Source organism: Rubripirellula tenax (assembly GCF_007860125.1).
Lineage (GTDB): Bacteria > Planctomycetota > Planctomycetia > Pirellulales > Pirellulaceae > Rubripirellula > Rubripirellula tenax.
Genome location: NZ_SJPW01000002.1, coordinates 570,147 through 590,000, shown reverse-complemented (window position 1 = coordinate 590,000; position 19,854 = coordinate 570,147). Strand labels below are relative to the sequence as shown.

General features: G+C 54.4%; 13 protein-coding genes and 1 pseudogene. 7 read left to right on the top strand and 7 right to left on the bottom strand.

Features of this window, described 5'->3' with window-relative positions; translation table 11 throughout:
* Positions 1-15: 15 nt before the first annotated feature.
* Positions 16-972 carry a site-specific integrase gene (locus Poly51_RS07960; protein WP_146456084.1) on the bottom strand — a complete coding sequence of 319 codons (957 nt, stop codon included), beginning with the start codon at positions 970-972 and terminating at the stop codon, positions 16-18.
* Positions 973-1,193: 221 nt separating this feature from the next.
* Between Poly51_RS07960 and Poly51_RS07955 the strand changes: the two genes are divergently transcribed.
* Positions 1,194-1,604, top strand: a complete 411-nt coding sequence (locus Poly51_RS07955; protein WP_146456082.1) for a hypothetical protein — start codon at positions 1,194-1,196, stop codon at positions 1,602-1,604.
* Between the two features lie 688 nt (positions 1,605-2,292).
* Here the strand turns inward: Poly51_RS07955 and Poly51_RS07950 are convergent.
* Together Poly51_RS07950 and Poly51_RS07945 are read right to left on the bottom strand one after the other, a co-directional pair.
* Complete coding sequence (locus tag Poly51_RS07950) at positions 2,293-2,517, bottom strand: DUF4314 domain-containing protein (protein WP_146456079.1); 225 nt, start codon at positions 2,515-2,517, stop codon at positions 2,293-2,295.
* A gap of 212 nt (positions 2,518-2,729) precedes the next feature.
* Complete coding sequence (locus Poly51_RS07945; protein ID WP_009099019.1) at positions 2,730-2,981, bottom strand: hypothetical protein; 252 nt, start codon at positions 2,979-2,981, stop codon at positions 2,730-2,732.
* Between the two features lie 137 nt (positions 2,982-3,118).
* On the opposite strand from Poly51_RS07945, the gene Poly51_RS07940 reads away from it, so the two are divergent.
* On the top strand, positions 3,119-4,237 hold the full coding sequence (locus Poly51_RS07940) for an efflux RND transporter permease subunit (RefSeq protein WP_186775416.1): 1,119 nt from the start codon (positions 3,119-3,121) through the stop codon (positions 4,235-4,237).
* Positions 4,238-5,288: 1,051 nt separating this feature from the next.
* Here Poly51_RS07940 and Poly51_RS07935 read toward each other — a convergent pair.
* From Poly51_RS07935 to Poly51_RS07920, 4 genes are all read right to left on the bottom strand, one after another.
* Entirely contained in the window at positions 5,289-6,683 is a 1,395-nt protein-coding gene (locus Poly51_RS07935) for a sulfatase family protein (RefSeq protein ID WP_146456076.1), read from the bottom strand.
* Positions 6,680-8,938: a sulfatase-like hydrolase/transferase gene (locus tag Poly51_RS07930; RefSeq protein ID WP_222435810.1), complete on the bottom strand. Its 2,259-nt coding sequence runs from the start codon at positions 8,936-8,938 to the stop codon at positions 6,680-6,682. Before Poly51_RS07930 ends, Poly51_RS07935 begins: the two co-directional genes overlap by 4 nt.
* A gap of 129 nt (positions 8,939-9,067) precedes the next feature.
* Positions 9,068-10,021, bottom strand: coding sequence for an alpha/beta hydrolase (locus tag Poly51_RS07925; RefSeq protein ID WP_146456074.1), 954 nt, complete (start codon positions 10,019-10,021; stop codon positions 9,068-9,070).
* Positions 10,022-10,456: 435 nt separating this feature from the next.
* Positions 10,457-11,005, bottom strand: a complete 549-nt coding sequence (locus Poly51_RS07920; RefSeq protein ID WP_146456073.1) for a hypothetical protein — start codon at positions 11,003-11,005, stop codon at positions 10,457-10,459.
* A 710-nt stretch (positions 11,006-11,715) separates the two neighbouring features.
* Between Poly51_RS07920 and Poly51_RS31195 the strand changes: the two are divergent.
* From Poly51_RS31195 to Poly51_RS07890, 5 genes and pseudogenes are all read left to right on the top strand, one after another.
* A pseudogene (locus tag Poly51_RS31195) lies at positions 11,716-12,513 on the top strand (transposase).
* 417 nt (positions 12,514-12,930) lie between these two features.
* The gene (locus Poly51_RS07905; protein ID WP_186775414.1) at positions 12,931-13,470 is read left to right on the top strand and encodes a sigma-70 family RNA polymerase sigma factor; all 540 of its coding nucleotides are present in this window, start codon (positions 12,931-12,933) and stop codon (positions 13,468-13,470) included.
* Complete coding sequence (locus Poly51_RS07900; RefSeq protein WP_146456069.1) at positions 13,467-15,050, top strand: FecR domain-containing protein; 1,584 nt, start codon at positions 13,467-13,469, stop codon at positions 15,048-15,050. Before Poly51_RS07905 ends, Poly51_RS07900 begins: the two co-directional genes overlap by 4 nt.
* A gap of 107 nt (positions 15,051-15,157) precedes the next feature.
* Positions 15,158-17,611 carry a PSD1 and planctomycete cytochrome C domain-containing protein gene (locus Poly51_RS07895; protein ID WP_146456068.1) on the top strand — a complete coding sequence of 818 codons (2,454 nt, stop codon included), beginning with the start codon at positions 15,158-15,160 and terminating at the stop codon, positions 17,609-17,611.
* The gene (locus Poly51_RS07890) at positions 17,601-19,013 is read left to right on the top strand and encodes a DUF1501 domain-containing protein (RefSeq protein ID WP_146456067.1); all 1,413 of its coding nucleotides are present in this window, start codon (positions 17,601-17,603) and stop codon (positions 19,011-19,013) included. Before Poly51_RS07895 ends, Poly51_RS07890 begins: the two co-directional genes overlap by 11 nt.
* The last annotated feature ends 841 nt before the right edge of the window (positions 19,014-19,854 follow it).

Sequence of the window (19,854 nt, the reverse complement as noted above, 5' to 3'; positions counted from 1 at the left end):
GGTGCAGGTGCAGGATTACTTCAACTTGTGGTCGACTTCTCTGGGCAGTTTGCCGAACATCGTGTTGATGACTTCCCGAGAGTTGGCCTCGGCGGTCTCGGTTAAGTGCAAGTAAATCATGGTGGACTGCAGCGATGAGTGCCCCATCAATTTCTGAAGTGCCTTGAGTCCGACGCCCGCTTCGAGTAGATGCGTCGCGTAACAATGCCGGAGCGTATGCAGCGTGACCCTCTTGCCCAGCTTCATCGCTCCGGTGATCTGGGAGATGCCTTCTTGGACGGTCTTTTCACTCATCGGATTCTCCGCGGCACTGATCCCATGCTTGGCCAGCGTGTGATTGCGTCCATCGCCGGGGAACAACAGCGACGGATGCTGGTGCGTGGACCAATAGCTTCGCAACAACTTCAGCGTCGAGAGTGGCAGCGGCAAGTAGCGATCCTTGGCACCTTTGCCGCGATGGATGTGGACGAACCCGCGCGCGGCATCGATGTCACCGACTTGCAGACTCAGCGCCTCATTGAGCCGCAGTCCCATGGTGTAAACGGTCCAGAAGAAGACAAACAAGCGGTCGGTCTTGGTGGCGTCCATGATGCGGTGGACCTGCTCGATGGTCAGCACGACCGGCAGCGTTTTGGCGGTCTGCAATTTGAGCATCGAAAAGATCTCCCAATCGCGTTTGCAGGTGAAGGTAAAGAAGAACTTCACGCCGGAGAGTGCGACCCGCAGCGAGCCGTACGCGAACTCGCGATCATTCTTGAGGTGCAGAAAGAACTGGCGGACTTGCGTTTGGGTGACCTTGTCGGGACTGCACTGGGCGAAGTCGGACAATTGCCGGACCGCACGGATGTAACCGTCATGAGTCCGTTTGGCCTTGCCGGTCAGATGCAGGTCATCGGAAAGCCGCTGACGAAGTTCGGCTGGAAAGTAATGGCCGCGTGGATTTGCAGGAGGCTGGGGGTTAGACTTGGACATGAATGTGTTCCTGGAGCAGGAGGAGTTGCTGAGCTGTTCACAGCGAACAGCTCCTCCTGCCAGGATGCTTCAGCGAAATCCCAACGTCCCAACCCGCCGCGCTAGCGGCTTACTTGAACCATGCGATGAACCGAAGTCGGGCTTGCGGCCGTTTTCAAATGGAACATCAACACTCCCGGCCCGGTGATCGGTAACGTTACGAATGAAAGAATTCAGACTCAATGCCATCGGGTGACGCTCAACGAGCTTGGTTTCCGGAAATGCTGGAGGAGTTAACGCAGTTTTGGACCGGCGAACCGGACTGGTTACAGGTCGTCACGTTTTGCCAAACGATGACTTCACGCCGATCATCAATTCGCAATCAACGAGGAATCCGCGACCCGATGATGACCTGCCGCAACTGTGGTGGGAAACATGCGATGATCTTGCCGCCGATTTCACCACGCTCGCTTCTGTTCGCACTCCAGAAAATCGACATCATCACCAACGATGAGCTAAAACAGTTGGACAAACAGTGGAAGAGTTTCCGGAAGGAAGAGAATCTCGATGCTCAAGGCCAAGTCGTGGAGGATCGCGACGACATTGCCGACCGATCCTTCACCTGTAGTCATACCCAAGACAAGACGTCGTAGCCATCGCGTGCACGGGAGGACGGCTTACGCGGTTCGCTATCACATAGCAATTGAGTCTGGGTCGAATAGCAACCACCGTCAGTCGTTCCGCGATATCAGGGTTGCAGAAGTTCCCTGAAGATCACTGCCAGGAGGGTGGACACTTGAGTATCGTCTACAGCGTCAAACGTTTCGGATCTGCTCGTCTTTTTTGATGATTCTGTGAACCTCCACGTTCGCAATTCCACGGGCGATGGCAAGCAGGTCGCCGCGCGCTTGGATACTGATCGACGACCACATTCTTAGCAGCTCCGATGTGTCGGGATGTCTCAGGATTTCTGCTGATATCCCTACGGATTTCCCTACGGTGTCCAATGAATCAGCGTTCGATAACGCTGGCGTTTGTGGCGTCGAATCCTGCCGGGTGTACTCTTTTCAATCTGCGAACTGATGCTGCCACGCCAGTTCGCAATGAGTGCCCAAGCTCGCCGCGTCACTTTCGCCGCGAAAAACGCCCGGTTTTTACGGTGTTCGCGGCTCCCCGAGACTCTCGGCGGTCTCTTGTTGGCCGGCACGCTTGAACGGTCGTCGCCCAATTCTGGCGACTCCCGGCCAAAACTATCGCGCTCTCGCCTTTTGGGCTCGCTCTAAGTTCATTCGCCGTTTGCTTCGGCTCCTGCGAGCCGGACGGCGAAAAATCATGCTCGGGTTAACAGGCTGGAGCATCTTTCGGCGACTCGATGCGTTCGACCACATCGGGTGGAATCGAAAGCATCAACGATCGGCCGTTGTCCCATTCGACATTAATTTGGGTCCACCCGCTTTGCGGGTACAGCTCCGTCACAGTTCCGGTCGCTCCAATTGGGATTGGGGCGGGATCGTCGGTCATCGAGATCAGCCGAATTCGATCGCCTGACTTGAGTGGTGGCGTCATGGCTGAGTTCCTGGTTGGTGGCTTGCTGGGTCTGAATAAAGACCTGGCCCGCTGTCGGCCAGTGTGGTGCGTTTGGTCTTGCTTGGTAGCAGTTTCCGCACTCACGACAAAACGCCCGCACGTTACCAATGTCGGGCGTTTTCGGCGGCGTTTGGGTTAGAACCCGAGCGGTACCAAAACGTCGGCGTCCATGCCGGCGTTTCGGCTTTCGTTCAAACCACCGCACCGAGTTCGCTCTTTCGCAGGAGGTCGTACATTTGGATGAAGATGTAGTGTTCTTCCAAAAGCGGTCCTTCCGGTCCGACGTCCGCGTCGGCGATCTCAAGGGCGTCGGCGAGTGGTTTGAGGTTGTCCGCGATTCGGTAGAAGTCTTCGCGAATGGTTTGGTAGGTGTCCGCGTCGAGCTTCTTCATCGCGGTACGAAGCGCGTCTTGGCGGGCGGCGATTTCTTGTGTCTTGGCCATGGTTGGTATCCTGTGCAAAGGTTTGAGTTATTTTCGGTCCGTTGCGTTCGGACACATGAAGCCATGATCCCGCGGAGAACTCAAGAGAAACTGGCAGCACTCTGCGTCATTTTTGAATCTTTCTGGATGTCCCCTGTGTGCTCGCGCGCAGTGAAGACATCCCGAAACTCGAAGCCGCCGTCGAAGCCTGCGTTGAACAACTGGAAAAGTACCCCGGCGTTCACGACGTCACCGCTGGCGGACGACCCGGAAAATGGGAATACCGACTACAGATCAAAGAGGACGCGAAAGCCATGGGAGTGTCGCTGGCCGAACTTTCCAGCACCGTCCGAGCGTCGTACTACGGCGAAGAAGCCATGCGGCTCCAACGAGGCCGCCATGAAGTGCAATTGCGAGTTCGCTATCCCCGCGAACAACGAGAGTCGCTGGCCGACTTTGACGAAATCCGCATCCGTGACAACGAAGGAACGGAGCGACCGCTGACGGAACTTGCTGACATCGAGATCGCTCGCAGCTATTCGGCCATTCACCGACTCGATCAAATGCGGAGCGTCACGGTCGCCGCCGACGTGGACGAAGAAGTCGCCAACGCCTTCGTGATCACAGCGGACCTGAAGAAAACACTGATGCCAAAGCTGGCCGAAGAATACCCGAGCCTCCGAGTTCTGTGGGAAGGGCAGGAAGAACAAACGAACGAATCGATGAACAGCATGCTCTACGGTTTCATCGCGGTAATGATCGCCATGTACCTGCTGTTCACAATCGAGTTCAAGTCTTATCTGCAACCGTTGCTCGTTCTCTCGATCATCCCCTTTGGTGCGTGCGGAGCGATCTTCGGTCACGTCGTCATGGGATTGCCGTTCACCCTGTTCAGCATCTACGGCCTCGTCGCTCTGTCCGGAATCGTCGTCAACGATTCGATCGTGCTGATCGACTTCATCAACCGCCGAGTCAACGACGGATTATCACTCAACGACGCCATCATCGACGCTGGCCGCCGACGCTGCCGTCCGGTACTGCTAACGTCACTGACCACGATCGGCGGAATGATGCCGATCCTGCTCGAAACCTCACGCCAGGCGCAGGTGTTGATTCCGATGGCGACCAGTCTGAGCTTCGGTTTAATCTTCGGTACGGTGTTGGTGCTAATCCTCGCGCCGGTCGGATTCTTCATTGTTGCGAAAACGCAAAACGTCTTCGCTCTCGAAAAAACAAGCCATGAATCGTCACAAGTGGTTCCGGGTCTGCATGAGTAGAGATTCGCGAGTTTCGTGGCTGCATTCAAATTCACAATTTTCAGGAGCTATCGCTGAACCTGTTCAGCGGCGAGGACTTGGACGTGAAGCCCGCATTCAGACACGAAGAATCCGGCGTGGGGCGGCTAATCAAGACTGACTCATTATCCGCTCTAACCTGCTTCGCTTTGATCGACGGAGTGCAGTTCGGATGGCAAACTCAGCCGACCCCTGTCATCAGATTGAATGCACTCAGTCACAGAATGCGCTGACGGCCACGGACATTCGTAACTGACTCATGACGAACCGTCCTTCGTCGCGAATAGCTCTGGTCACAAGTCGTGCGGGTGTTGGAACCGAGAAAACGAATTGCAATCCATGAACTATGTTTGGTCCAGCATTTCTAGCTAATGACCGCTACTCACACTGCCCACGTATTCTCGCAGCTGGGCGATTGAAAAGGGTCCTGCCCGGCAGAAAGGACCTACTGATGAGCCGCAGGGTTGTAGGTCCTGCTTGCCGAGTCTGTCCGTCTCAACCTGGAATCAATCGGGAGACACTTGTAACTGGCGGATGGGTCGGGACTTACGTTAAAACTGAATTCAACCTTCGGACGCCACACAGAACACATTGTCTAATGTTTACTAACGCTTTGCAACAATTTGTGTACCAGATTCTGTACCACGCGACGTCAGACACGTTGCAACTATTGGCGGGATAAGTCCGACGATTGCTTTCGCTATGACGGACAATGATGGCCCCAAACCGAGTGTCAGCAAATTCTGTGTTGGACAATGGATCGAATGCGTTTGTGGTCGTCAACTCAATTAAATCTGCCGGGGCTTTCTTTCTCAACCACGACTGTGTTGGTCTCACCGACGCAGGTTGACGCAGTTGTCCGGCTGACAGGTGCGTCGGAAAAATCTGAATTCGAATGGACAAAATGCGGTGTTCTTCCAGTCACACAGATGTCTGGTGTTCGGAGTCCCAGCGATTCTCGGTGGCACGTTCTCATGAACTAAAAGGTAATGGACCTGCGTGGCTGCTCACAGATGATAAGTCGACTGCGTTTCTATCTCGACCTTGTCGGGCTTTCTTCCCGCTTCGGTTTCCAAGTTCCGTCTGGGGCCTTTTCGAGGCCGTGGTCATTCGCGGACCCGATCCATTGAAAGAGCTTTCCCTTTAACTCTTCTTTCGTGTTATGATGCTCGGAGGATGTTGCGAGGTTGTTAAGCTCCCACGGATCCACTTCGAGGTCGTATAACTGCTCGATCTCTTTTTGAGGCCTGAAGAAGTAAGCCTGTTCCGGAGTCAGCTTTCCCTCTTTGTGCATTTCTCGAAGCAGTGGCAGGATGGGTCTGACATTGTCGGTGTCGAGATACTTTTGGCCAGCGTCGAATGGGACTTCCGGCATGAAGTTGTAAATGTATTTGTACTGCTCGCCCACGATCACGCGACTGCAATCGACGATCTCGTCCCAGCGATCGCGCGCACAAAAAATATAATCGTTTGTTTGATATTCAGGATTGGAAAGAAATGCCTGGCCCTGCATGTGGGCTGGATGATCGATTCCAGCGAGTGCCAAAATGGTGGCGGTCAGGTCAATGCCGGAGACCAGGTCATCGACGACTTTACCCTGTTCAATCCCTTTCCCCCAAATGATCAGCGGACATCGGATACCATCTTCGTAGAGATAACCTTTGCCGCGAATCTGACAACGACCGTTATCACCGATCCAGATGATGATTGAATTCTCGAGATCTGCTTTCTCTTTGAGGTCCGTAATGATTTGACTTGTTTCCAGATCCGCCTGTTCAATCTGGTCGAGATAAGTCGCCCAATCCAGCCGGACTTCCGGCGTGTCAGGAAGGTATGGCGGTATCTCAATCTCAGCGGTCTTAACCGGATCTTCTTTGCTGGCACGCAAATCCTGCCAGCGTGAATCATTGGCCTGGCGGTGCGTTACCTGGAGCTGGATTTGCTGAAAGAAGGGCTGTCCCGGCTTTGGATTCGACTTGTCAAACAGGGGCTCATCGAGCCGTACATTGATATCCGTCTTGCCGCTTTTGCGCTTGATCACTTTCGAGCCGAGACGATTCACATATCCGGCTTGCCGCAGATAGTGGGTCAGATAGTGCAGTCCCGGAGCACCCTTCACGCTGCTGCGATGGTTGTGCCCGTTGCTGGACGTCTGATACATGCCGAGCATCAGCGCGGTGCGACTCGGCGAACAGATGGGTGAGTTGGTGTAGAAACGCGTGTAACGAATGCCACGGTCGGCCAACTTGTCGAGGATCGGCGTTTTCACTCCATCGGTACCGTAGCACGCCAGGTCATTCCCGATATCTTCCGCCATGATCAAGACGATGTTGGGGCGGGCGGAATCTTGCGCAGCAATCATCGATGCAACGCTGACCATCATTGCCGCACTCATCAGTGCTGTTAAAACGGTTCGTGTACGATTCATTGCTTTGCTCCAGCATGAGAAACTTTACCGCGGAACAGGCACGCATCAGGGATGATCTGCTTGGGGATTCCCTGACTGGACCATTGCAGTGTTAATGCCGGTTTGCCGTCAGCGGTCCGATAGTACAGAGTGAAAGGATGCAGGCCCGCGTTGAGTCGGATTTCTCCGCTCGCTTCGGATCCATCGTGATTGAAGTCGTCATCAATCACCTGAGATTGATGGATCCGCAAGTGTGTTCCCGCATCCGATGTCGCGTAGAAGGTCCAGGTGCCGTCGGCGGGAACCTTCAGGTAGCCGCGGTAGCAAAGCCCTGCGTCGCTGGATCGCGAGAGGTGGGTTTCCACCGCGAAAGTCGCAGCGGTGTCGGTGCTCAGCGGTTTGAGCTCATCGAACTCCGGCACCCAGGGCCACAGCCCCTCGTAAGTGGCCAACTCCACACCTGAAGTGACATTCAGATTCACAGAGGGAACGAGTTCGGCGTCATAAGGTCGAGACTCCACTTTGTCGGAACCTGGATCGAAAGGATCATCCTTTTCGATCTGCCGTACCTGGAGCACACGATCCTTCATCCTCTGTTGCAGATCATTAAAGTAAGCCGACTGACCATCAGGGGAATGCGTGAAGAGATTGGTCGCTTCCTTGAGATCATGACTGACGTCATAGATCTGGAAGTCGTCGGCATGCGAGCGAATGCCGTTGCGAATTCCCTTGTATCCGTCGACAAAGATGACCTGCTGATTGCCGCGGGGGGCCTTACCGTGATTCGTAAACTCGGGGTAGCGAGGTGCGTGACCGGGTTGATTGAATTCCACGTAGACAATGCCTTCGCGCTGGCTGCCATTTCCGGTCAGGGTCGGCACAAGTGAGACACCGTCGCTGCGGGCCGGTGTGGGCGATCCGGCCAAATCACAGAAGGTTGGCATCCAATCCTGGAATTGTGACGGAGTGTTGTTGGTCCGCCCCGCCGTAATCTTGTCCGGCCACCAGGCGAGCGTCGGCTGACGCACACCACCCTCGTAACAGTCTCGCTTGATGCCCTCGAACGGGCCAAACGAGTCGAAGGCAGTCGCGCTGTAGTTACCTCCCGCAAGATAGTGCACATCGTGTGGACCATTGTCCGCGCTGAATACCACGAGTGTATTGTCGTCAATTTTCAGATCGCGCAGCGTCTGGAGCAGGTCGCCAACGCAGTCGTCCATGCGGCGAACGAGCGTGGCAAAACGCTCTTCCTCATCTGTCCAGCCTTTCCCCACGTAATCCGGATGCCGCCATGCATCGACTTTCCCTTCCGCCGTGTTGATCATGTGGCCCGGTGTGCCGATCCATTGCATACCACCGTCCGTTCCAGGGCCGTCTGGGTAACGGGTTGTGGGGAGTTGCAGGGCCGCGTGCGGCGTGTCAAACGCCAGATAGAGAAAGAATGGCTGTTTGGCTTTTGCAGCACAATGATCCATCATCCATTTCTTGGCTCGGGCGGTGAACAGATCGGGCGTGAAGCACTTGTCGAGATCGGCGGAGATCTCGCGGTCATTCTCGTAAAGTTCTTTGGGACTGCGATGTGACTCCGAACCACCCAACGGCCAGCTGTTGCCCGGATAGTGCTGATGCCCGTCCACATGTCGCACGTAACCATGAAAGAAATCGAAGCCACGTTTGGTAGGGTAGGCCGACCAGGTTGCGGGCGAGATGCCTTCACCCTGCGTGCCATACTTTCCAACGAGCGCCGTTGCATATCCCGCCTGCTGAAGCGTGCTTCCCAAAGTGTGGTTATGTTCCAGCGCGTTGTCAAAGTCCCGGTTGCGAATGGTGCAGTGACCTTGATGGACCCCGGTCAGCAACGTTCCACGCGCCGGAGCACATACAGGAGCACCGGTGTAGTGCTGGTTGAGAATGAGCCCCTCGGCCGCCATCCGGTCAAAATTGGGCGTGATCAACTTCTTGGTTCCGGCGATGGAATTCTGCCAGAGCACACCGATGTCGCCATAACCAAGGTCATCGGCCAGGATGAAAATGATGTTCGGGCGACCGAGTTCTTTGGCCGGATCATTGGGGGCCAGACCACTGGCCAATTCCAATCCGTCCGGCGTGCCGTCACCATCGGAATCCGCCTCATTTGGATTGGTCCGGTAGGTCTGGATTTCATCGGCGTCTGATAACAGATCGCCGTCCGTATCGTCAGCCAGGCCGAAGGTCGCAACGCTAAGCGTGACGGTAAGTGTCACCAGTAAGCGGCCGGCTAATTTTATAAGCGACATTTGTAATCCATCTCGGTGAATGATCAGCATCGCCTCGGTAGGCGGGGATTTGCACTCCCATGTCCTCCATGTGGATGAACAGAATGTTGAGTGACCGTGCGCTCCCTGTTGAGGAGTTTCTTTTTCGACTTAGTGAGAAGCGTCGGCATTCTTTGCTTCGATCAGTTTCTTGTCATCGGATGTCATTTCCTGAGTCGCTTGCCCCGAAAGAAGTCCTTGTGAGACCAGAAAGCGATCCGCTTCGATGAGCACATGGTTCAACCAAGGCTTCTTACCAAAGAACGAGTGACCTGCACCTTCGGCTAGCCAAAGGTTGACTCGGTCACCTGCCCCAAGATCCCTCAGTCGAGCGTGAGCCGCATCCCAGCCTGCCAACCACTTCTTGTCTTCGGTACCAAAGAAGACAGCTGCGGGAGCAAAGTCGTTCGTGAGATGCTTCATGGCATCCACTTCGGGGAATTTCGCATCGAACGCGGTCAATGCGGGATTGAACAACAGGTAGGCGACGATGCTGGTGTCAATCTCTTTCGGATCCTCTGGGTCATTCAGGCCAGCGTTGGTCGTCGCAAGAATGCTGACGTGTCCGCCTGCCGAACCGCCTCCCGTGATCACTTTTAGCGGGTCGATTCCGAGTTCTTCGGAGTGTTGTTTCACCCACCGGATTGCGCTCTTGGCGTCGGTGATGCAGAATTGCTTTCGCGACACACCCGTTGGTAGCTTCTCGCTGGCAGGGACCAATCGGTAGTTCGCGGTAACCGCAACCAATCCTCGGCTGGCGAAATAGCGGCAGAACTTTTGGAACTGTTTCAGATCGCCGCCCCCCCAAGCGCCACCGTGGAACAGCACGACGCAGGGTACCTTCGCCTTCGATGGATCATGCCCTGTCGGAAAGTACACCTCCAAGTCGCGCGGCTCGCCCGCTGAGTGTTTGTAAACGTACCGCTTCACCTCGGCGCCGATTTCCGCTGTCGAGACTTCTACTGAGGCATTTTTCCGGCTGTTTGCCTTTTGCCCGAAGCACATGGCGCAGGGCATCAGAATCCCTAACGCAAGAATCTGAATGGAGATGATCAGTCGTTTCATTTTTTTGATCCGTCGACTCGGTTTAGTTTGGGTGATTCTCGCTAGTTCTTTTCGCTTTGTGTGACGGATTGCCAAGACGATCCCATTCGGATGTCTGCGAATCGATAAGTTGACCCACTGAACTGATAGGAATTTTACTGATAAACTGATAGGAATTTTGATTTCTGTCGGTGATTGATCAGCATCGCCTCTGTGTGATGATTCTTGTTCAAGGCTTGTCGATCCTTGTTTGTGATTTTGAAGTGAGCCTCGCCGACACGCTGATCCCCATTCGACATCTCAGTCAGATTCTAGAACGGTGAAGGCGACGTCGCTTGGTTGTCTTCGGTTCGCTCCTGCGACTGTAATACTCGTTCAGACACCGCCTTCGGCTGAGACGCACAACGATTCGCATAGCGTGTGAACACCGGACCGTGTATTCAGGAAACACGACCGTCACTCTACCGGCGGAAACATGGCCAATAGCTCCACCGCATGAGTATATTGTTTCTCAGCTTTCTTCCAGAGAGGCTTTGCCGCTTTGACCGCATCGGCTTGTGGATCGCGAGACGACAGATCATACCCGGATTGGTAGATCGCTCGGCGCGCATCGAAGTCCAGCATGCAAATCGTGCGAAAATGCCGATGCATCTCGCTAACTGCCGAATGATAGAGCGGCCGATCGATCAAATCGAATGCCAGTTCAGCCCGACGAACGACTTCCGCCGCGCGAGAGTAACCCACATAGCCCTCCGCGTATTTCTTCCGCCGCGTTTCCGCCACGCGCGTCGACGCATCAACGCCACTCGGATCGCCGAACGCCTTGCGAACCTGCTTGTCAGATGAAAACGCTCTCTGATGCCCCATGTTTTTCTTCACGAATGAATCGTAATCCCCGGCGATCAACTCCACCTGCTGTTGTTTAGTCAAAATGTTCCATACGGCACGGAAAAAACGTTCCTGCAACCGACTTTCCTGAGCCATGTATTCCAGACGAATATCCATCCATTGCCCCAGTCGTGATCGCAATTCCACGACACGACTTTCGTCCGCGGTCGCATACTGCCATGCCAATCGTTCCACATAACAACGCACTGTGTTGCGTTCATCATGAAACCGAGACTTCAACGCCCCTGAAGTTTCGATCAGATCATCTAGTTGATCGACCTGCCGCTCCGTAAGCACTCCATGTATCGCATTCTTCAGAGCAAAGACAAATGTCCCGAATTTCGTTTGCGGGTCATGTCGCTGCAGCATGATTTTCAGTTGAGGGTCATTGAAGTCGATCGAATTCTCTGAAGAGGAATCGGTGGTGGAGTTCGATTGCAGGTGACTGCGAACCTGCTTCTGGAGCTTCGCGTCTCCGCTCGCTTCCTGCTGAGCATTCGCCAGCCCGCAGTAAGTAGGGCCCAAAAGTAAAACGACAACAGCTATGAATACACGCATCAAGGACGTTCCTCTCGAATAACACTTCCGTGGATTTGCCGAGACAGATGTCGTCGAGTCGCCAAATCGCCCGACACTGCTTCGCGACCAGTATCTTAAGATAGGCAGGAAGCGTCCCGATTGTAATTGGGGTCGACTGCAGCCCAGATTGACCACAAGGAGCTACTGTAGAAAGTTGTGTTTGATTTGATGTTGAAAGCGGCGGCGTATTTCGCGATGAATTGGTTTCGAAACAACAGACCAAATGCATTTTGAAAGGGACGCCACCAGTGATTGAGACTACCAAAACCGCAACGGAAGAGACAGCCACAGCGACCGATGCATTAACAGAAATTCTTCGAGCGGGCGCTCAGAAGATGCTGGCCGCAGCGATTGACCAGGAAGTGGCCGACTTCATCAACGCCCGAACAGACATCGAGGACGAAGATGGGCGAAAACTCGTCGTCCGCAACGGCTCGTTGCCGGAACGCGAGATCCAAAACGGGATCGGCCGGGGCACAGTCCGTCAGCCTCGCGTGCGTGACAAGCGATTATCAGCCGACCGCGAAGTCTTTACTCCCGCTATTCTGCCCAGATACCTGCGGAAGATAAAATCCCTGGAAGAATTGATTCCCTGGCTGTACCTCAAAGGGATCAGCACAAACGACTTTCCTGAGGCCCTGCAATCGTTGCTGGGGACGGACGCGAAGGGGCTGTCGACTTCCACGGTCACACGATTGAAGGCAGTCTGGGAAGGCGAATACGTCGAATGGTCGAAGTGATCGCTGGCGGGGAAAAGGTACGTCTACCTGTGGGCTGACGGCATTCATAGTAACGTTCGATTCAACGACCACGCAGGCCGTACGGATGATGAGAAACGCCAGTGCCCGCTGGTGTTAATGGGAGCCACAGCCGAAGGAAAGAAGAAGCTCGTCGCAGTTGTCGACGGTCAACGCGAGAGTGAATTGTCGTGGAGGGAGGTCCTGCTGAGCCTCAAAGCACAAGGCCTGTTGCACGCCCCGGAACTGGCGATCGGCGACAGTGCACTCGACCTCTGGAAGGCTCTGCAAAAACTGCCTAATCGCTGATCTGAGCCAGTCGCAGGCAAGGCACTGAATCTTCTTTTCGCGAAAAGTAATTTATGCGCAACGACGCTTCTGGCTCGTGTAAGTTAACTGTATACATCGAAGATATGATCCTGAGGCCAAAGGTCAGCCAAATTTGCTGTAGCGCGGGACAGCAAATCGCAACCATTACCGTGTCACAATCGATTCTTTGAATCCTTGGCACGGCCTTCCGGTTCTTGTAGATCGCGCGAGCGAGTTTCCACAAAGGGTTTTGCCGGAGAAAACTCCAACAATTGATAATGTGGAGCGGGCGATGACTTTCCGCACGAATGTTTTCGAAACATGCGGAGATTCCTGAGTAGATCGCCAATCTACCGGACGTTAATTAATATCAAATGTTACTTGCACACTGTTGTACGGCGAAAGGAGATACTCGGCGTGCCAGATGATTCCCTGAAACCAGACCGCGAGCAGTTTATTACCAACTTGACGCGGCATCACGATCAATTGCTTGGGTTTATCGTCTCGTTGGTGGCGAATTGGCAGGATGCGCAGGATGTACTGCAACAGACGAGCATCGTCTTGTGGCGGAAGTATGACCAATTCGATCCGGCGACGAATTTCATGGACTGGGCTTCCCGTGTGGCATTCTACGAGTCGAAAAATTTTGTTCGGCTGAAAGCCAGAGACCGGCACTATTTTAACGACGACCTGCTGCGAACGATCGCCAATGAGCGAGTGGAGGATGTCGCAAACTATGAACGGCGGGCGATTGCACTGCGGTCGTGTTTGCAAAATCTTCGCTCCGGCGATCGCGAATTGATCACAGACGTTTACGAGCACGGCAAAGTCATCGGTGAAGTTGCGGGCGCCATAGGGATTGAAGTGCAGTCGGTCTACAACCGCTTGTACCGGCTACGAAAGCGTGTGGCTGAGTGCATTCAGCAAACTCTTGTTGCGGAGGCTCGTACGTCATGATTGATTTCGATTCTGTGGAACTTGATCACCTGCTGAACGATTTGCTTAGTGATCGTCTCAGTGAAAACGATGCCAAACGGCTGGAATTGATACTGAGCGAAAGTCAAGCCGCAAGGATGCAATACTATCTGTATCTTGATGTTGATACCGCGTTGAAACGCGAGCACTCCGCCGATCATGATTTCGCGCAGATGGTGGAAATTCTTCCGAATCTCCAAGAGTTCGGTGTCTCGAAACCTTCGGGTCGCTGGAAAGCGATTGGCGTGGTCGGACTTCTGACGGGACTTGCTGCTGTTATCATGTTCATGTTGTTTAACTGGCCCCCGCCGTCCGGTTCTCCACCGCTGATGGCAGAGACAGGTCCTGATACTCAGTTCGCGGCTACTGTAGTGCGGCTGGAAAATGCAAGCGGCACTTCCGATGTTGGCCCGTTGAAAGTCCGGCAGCGAGTGCCAACCGGAGAGGTGCGACTGGAGTCTGGCAAGGCGATGCTACAGCTCGACAACGGCGCGCGACTAAACTTGGAAGGCCCCGCTTCTCTAGAAATATTGTCATCAAGCAAGGCTAAGCTGCGCGAAGGTACGGTCAGCGTTCAATGTCCGGCATCTGCATTAGGATTCGAGTTGGAAGGTCCGGGCGCTTCGGTGATCGATCTTGGAACCGAGTTTGGAATGAGCGCAACTTCCGATGGAACCGACATCCATGTCTTTGATGGCGAGGTCGCTTGGCAATCGTTGTCGAACAAGGAACATCCACGACTTCTTGAATCCGGACGTGCGGTCCGGGTGACCCAGGTCGGTGATGAAGCCATTCCGTTTCAGGTCACTTCCTTTGAGCGGGACTTCTCCATGCCCATTCCCATCGACGGTGACTCCGAGGACGCGACATTGTGTTACGAAGGGTTTGCGTATGACGCGGGAAGTCTTGGCATGTCGGATGGCGGCGAAGGATGGGGGCGAGGTTGGCGGCGGGCGAGTACAGACAAACCGATCGGATTAAAGGTGCTTGACGACGACAGCTTACATCATTCCAAGAGCGGTGTCGCAGATGGTGGACGGCTGCAGTTAAAGGGTTTCAAACGTGCTTGGAGGCAACTGGCCCAGCCTATTCGGATGGATCGCAATGGAACGACTTACTTCAGCTTTCTGCTTCACAAGACCGGGCCGGACAACCCCAATGATCCTGTCACCGCCATGGTGGTCCTTGGTAGCGACGAGAATGCAAAAGCAATGGTCGGAGTTGGTGTTAACGAATTGGATCAGGTCTTTTTGCTGCATTGCGGGAACAACGTAGAGGTCTCGGAAACGATCGTCGAAAGAGCCACGTGTTTCTTCGTCGTCAAGATTGACGCGCGGGACACGTTGTCCGATGAATTGTCGGTGGCGCTGTTCTGGGAAGATGATAGCGTTCCGGAATTCGAGCCAGTGACTTGGGCTCTTCGTGGTACCTCACGATCAGGTGATGAATCGCTAAACCATCTCATCTTGCAAAACAAACGCGGTGCCATTTTTGAACTCGATGAGATCAGGATTGGAACATCGTGGAAATCCGTGACGGCTTCGGAAAGCCGTAAAAAGTAATCAGTGAGGGACTCAGAATTAGAGACAGTCGAATCGCCGATTTCATTCGCTTGTCTCCGTTTGTTTGTCATTCGAAACGTACAGGTTTTTTCACCAATCAGTTGAATATGAGATACATCTACAGACTGTCGATCATCGCACTCGCCACATTGGTTGCGCTGACACCAAAAGCACGCGGTGATGATGCGGGAATTCGCTTCTTCGAGCGAAAAGTGCGTCCCATCCTCGTCAAGCACTGTTACGAATGTCACTCGCATGAAACGGGTGAATCGAATGGCGACCTGTTGGTTGACTCTCGCGATGGTTTGCTTAATGGAGGTGAGTTGGGTCCCGCCATCAAGCCCGGCGATGCGGAAGGTAGCTTACTCTTCGATGCAGTGACTTACCAAAACGAAGATTTGTTGATGCCGCCGGATAAGCGGTTATCGGATACTGAGATCGCAGCGATGCGGAAATGGATCGAGATGGGGGCTCCCGATCCGCGACGCGGCAAGGTGAAAGAAGACGATGCACCGATTGATTTCGAAAAGGCACGAGAGCACTGGGCGTTCAGACCGATAGCGAACCAAGAGCCACCGCAGGTTTTCGACGCACAATGGCCACAGAGCCCGATTGACAACTTCATCCTTGCACGCCTAGAGAAGGAGAAAATGAAGCCTGTCGAATTGGCCGACTCAGCGACGATCATGCGCCGTGTTTACTACGACCTGACGGGCTTACCGCCCACGCCGGAACAGCAGGATCAGTTTCTGCTCGCTGCAAAGCGTGACTCTCCCAAGGCGTATGAACAACTCGTTGAGGATCTGCTCAAGAGTCCTAGGTTCGGTGAGCGCTGGGGTCGGCACTGGCTCGATGTTGTGCACTATGCCGAAACGTTTTCAAAGCCCCGGAATTTCGTCAATCCGTTGATCTGGAAGTACCGCGACTACGTGATCGACGCATACAACAATGACAAGCCTTTCGATCAGTTCCTTACAGAACAGATCGCGGGCGACCTGTTGCCTGCCGAAAAGCTCTCACAGCGTCGCGAGCAGATGGTGGCGACCGGAATGCTGCTCACCGGCCAGCGGGCTTACACAGGCAACGGCAATAGCGCCGAGTCGCAGGAGTATCACGCAGACGACATCGACGATCAGTTGAACGTGATTGGCCATGCGTTTCTTGGTTTGTCGATCGCCTGCGCCCGCTGCCACGACCACAAATTCGATCCAATTCCCACCCGCGACTACTATGCGCTAGCCGGCACGCTTCGCAGCACGTCTTCGTACAACTCCCATGTTGTGCCGCCATTCCACGAAGAAAACCAGGGAGGCCCCTCTGCAGGGGTTTCGGCTCGTTATGTTGCCATGCCGAACGAAGCAAAAAAACTCGAACAGATCAGTACGAGTTTTACCAAAGCGGAAGGCATGCGGTCGACGATTCGCCGGCTGACGGTGCGGCTGGAAAAACTCAAAGCCAACAATTCTTCGCCCGATGAGATAAAGGCGACAGACAAGAAGTTAGCCGGTCTGAAAGTCACCTTGGAAAAACTGGAATCCAAACTCGCCGAACCGATTACTGCCGAGATGGTCGCTGCGGTTGCGGATCATCCCAAACCGGTTGAGCAACCGGTGTTCATCAAGGGCGATTCAGCGAATCCCGGCCCGGTTGTCCCGCGCGGGTTCTTACAGATCATCCCGGTCTCGACCGATACGATCCCCATTCCTGAGGACCAAAGCGGACGCCTGCAACTCGCACGATGGCTGACGTCATCGGATAATCCACTGGTGGCACGCGTTTATGTCAATCGTATTTGGCAGCACCTGTTCGGTATCGGACTCGTCGAATCGGCCGACAACTTTGGCCTGATGAGCCAGCCGCCGAGTCACCCGGCGCTGCTTAACTATCTGGCGCGACAATTCCGCGACGGCGGTATGTCAACAAAATCACTGATTCGGACGCTGGTGCTGAGCCGCACGTATCGGCTGAGCTCGTCGCCGGTGGAATCCGCGATGAAGCGTGATCCCGATGCGAAGCTTCGCTGGCGAATGACACCGAGACGACTGGAAGCGGAAGCGATCCGTGACACCGTGATGCTGGCTTCACAGCAACTCGTCTCCGGCTCACCCGGTCCGAGCGAAGCAGCGCGATTGGGCTTTCATCAGGTTGGTCGTGCCACCGTGTCCTACGACATTCCGCATCGCAGTGTTTATCTGTCGATCTTGCGCGAAGCGGTGCCGCAGCAGCTGGAGTTGTTCGACTTCCCCGATCCGTCTTTTGTCCGTGGTAGACGCTCGACGGCCAACATGCCGACGCAGGCCCTTTACATGATGAATAGCGAATTCATCGCGAAGGCCAGTCGGTTGGCCGCGAAGCACATGATTAAAGTCGATCATCCTGAATCGGCCCGCATTGACCTCGCGGTTCGCACCATCCTTAGCCGTCCCGCTCGCGAGGACGAGAATCGTCAATTGGCTCGCTACCTCGACGACGCGATCAGAGCGGGCGTTGGCACTGAGGAAGCGTGGTCGCAACTGTGCCAAATACTTTTTGCATCAACGGAGTTTCGATATGTTTGGTAATCACTCAGAAAACAATTTCGGTGAGGTCACGCGTCGGCAACTGATGCGAACTTCAACGGCCGGGATTGCCGGACTGGCCCTGAATGTTCTGGCGCAGGAAGACCTTGCCGCTGCTGATGAGAACATCACCGCAGATCAACTGAAATCGGGCAAGCCGCACTTTCGACCTCGCGCCAAATCCGTGATCTATCTGTCGATGAATGGAGGGCCATCGCAGGTTGACACGTTTGACTACAAACCGGTTTTGCAAAAGAGCGATGGCAAATCGGCTGAGGTGGTCAACGGTGGTACGGCATCGCGACTGGCTCGCAAAGGCAAACTCTGGGCATCGCCCTGGAAGTTTTCGCAGCATGGCCAAAGCGGTCTTCACGTCTCTGAACTGTTCCCGCATATTGCCAAGCATGTTGACGACTTGTGCATTATCAACAGTATGCACACCGACGTGTCCGCGCACGCGCTCGCGACGCAAATGCAGTTCACTGGCAGCTTTCAATTCACTCGGCCATCGGTCGGCTCGTGGGTTCTTTACGGTCTGGGATCGGAAGCGAACGATATTCCCGGCTTTGTCTCGCTGCGCAAACGCGAGTTTGGCCCAGGGTTTCTGCCGTCAAATTATCGTGCAACGGAACTGGACGCGAAGTCTGGCGTCAGCAATATTCATAACGACTGGCTCACTCGCGCGCAGCAACGTGCCCAGCTGGATTTATTGAGTCAGTTTGATCGCAGCAGTGCGCAGAACAATCCAGCATTGACAGAAGTGGTTGACGGCGTGCATGCCGATTATGAAATGGCGTTCCGCATGCAGTCGTCGCTACCCGCTGTCCTCGACGTCAAAGATGCACCGCAAAAACTACTCGAAGAATACGGTATCACGGAGACCACCACTCGGGGATTCGGATTGCAATGCTTGGTCGCGCGAAGACTGATTCAACAGGGCGTGCGATTTGTGCAATTGGAATCAGGCGGCTGGGATCAGCATCACACGCTCGTTGATAATCTCAAAACACAGTGTGAGTCGACCGACCAGCCGATCGCAGCGCTGTTGGCAGATCTGAAGCGACACGACCTGCTGAAAGACACGCTGGTCATCTGGGGAGGCGAATTTGGACGAACTCCGTTCTCCGAAGACTGGCCATCCGGTCGCATGAAAGGGCGCGACCACAACGCAGTGGGCTACACGATGTGGCTCGCCGGCGGTGGAGTCAAAGGCGGCATGCGATATGGAATGACCGACGAACTTGGCAGTCAGGCCGTGGAAGACCGCATGCACCTGCACGATCTCCACGCGACCGTGCTGCATCTGCTGGGACTTGATCACACGCGGCTGACATTCAGATATGGTGGCCGGGACTTTCGGCTAACCGATGTGCATGGAGACGTGGCGCACAAGATTATCGCTTGATAGATGACGGGATAGTTTTGGCAGAGAAAGGCCAACTAAGTGGTGGATTCCTGGAGTGCGAAGGGCTTCGTCCGCTGCATATTGGCATTCGCAGAGGCGGATGGAGGGGATCTTCTAGTCGGTTTCCAATCTGTTGGCGGTAGGTTGCTGCCGAGCCTGTGAAGGCGATTGAACAGCCGGGCGCAAGTCGCGTTCGGAGAACATCGTTACCTTCTCCGTAGTGAACGTTTACTTCGTTATCAACAGAAAACGTTGAGAGCAATCAGGAGCGAATGAGCAGTCCGTAACAAAATGAACTCGCTTCGGCCAAGCTCCCCGAGGCGGTCGCTATCCGAACCGGGGGTTTGTTGAGCTAGGTGCCTTTCGTACCAATAGGTTGCGTCGATTGCCATACATTGAGATGTTCAAGTGGAACTCCATTTTGCACAAAATGCGGGTGGAATCTGATGCTGCAAAACCAAAACGGGACCGAATGCGGTTGGCCCTTCATTATCAAGCTTTGCTGGATACTGGGGAGTTTGAATCGCGGGCGGCATTGGCACGTCACCTTGGAGTCAGTCGAGCCAGAGTCACGCAAGTCCTAAACCGACTGAATGGCACCGAAGATGAATCCACCAAGAGTCGATCTACTGATACCGGATAATCTTGAGCACAGAGGACCAAAGCTTCATATGTTGTGAGCCGAGTTTGTCGGGAATCCACGCATCACCAGATGGGTGTCGTCTCGCCAGGGCGCGAGTTTACGCGGCCAATTGATGGTTCGTGGTAGCTTTGGGTGCGTAAGGTCGTATCGACGCCTCATTAGCCTTCAAGACCGCGCCATAGGTTGACTCCCACGTTC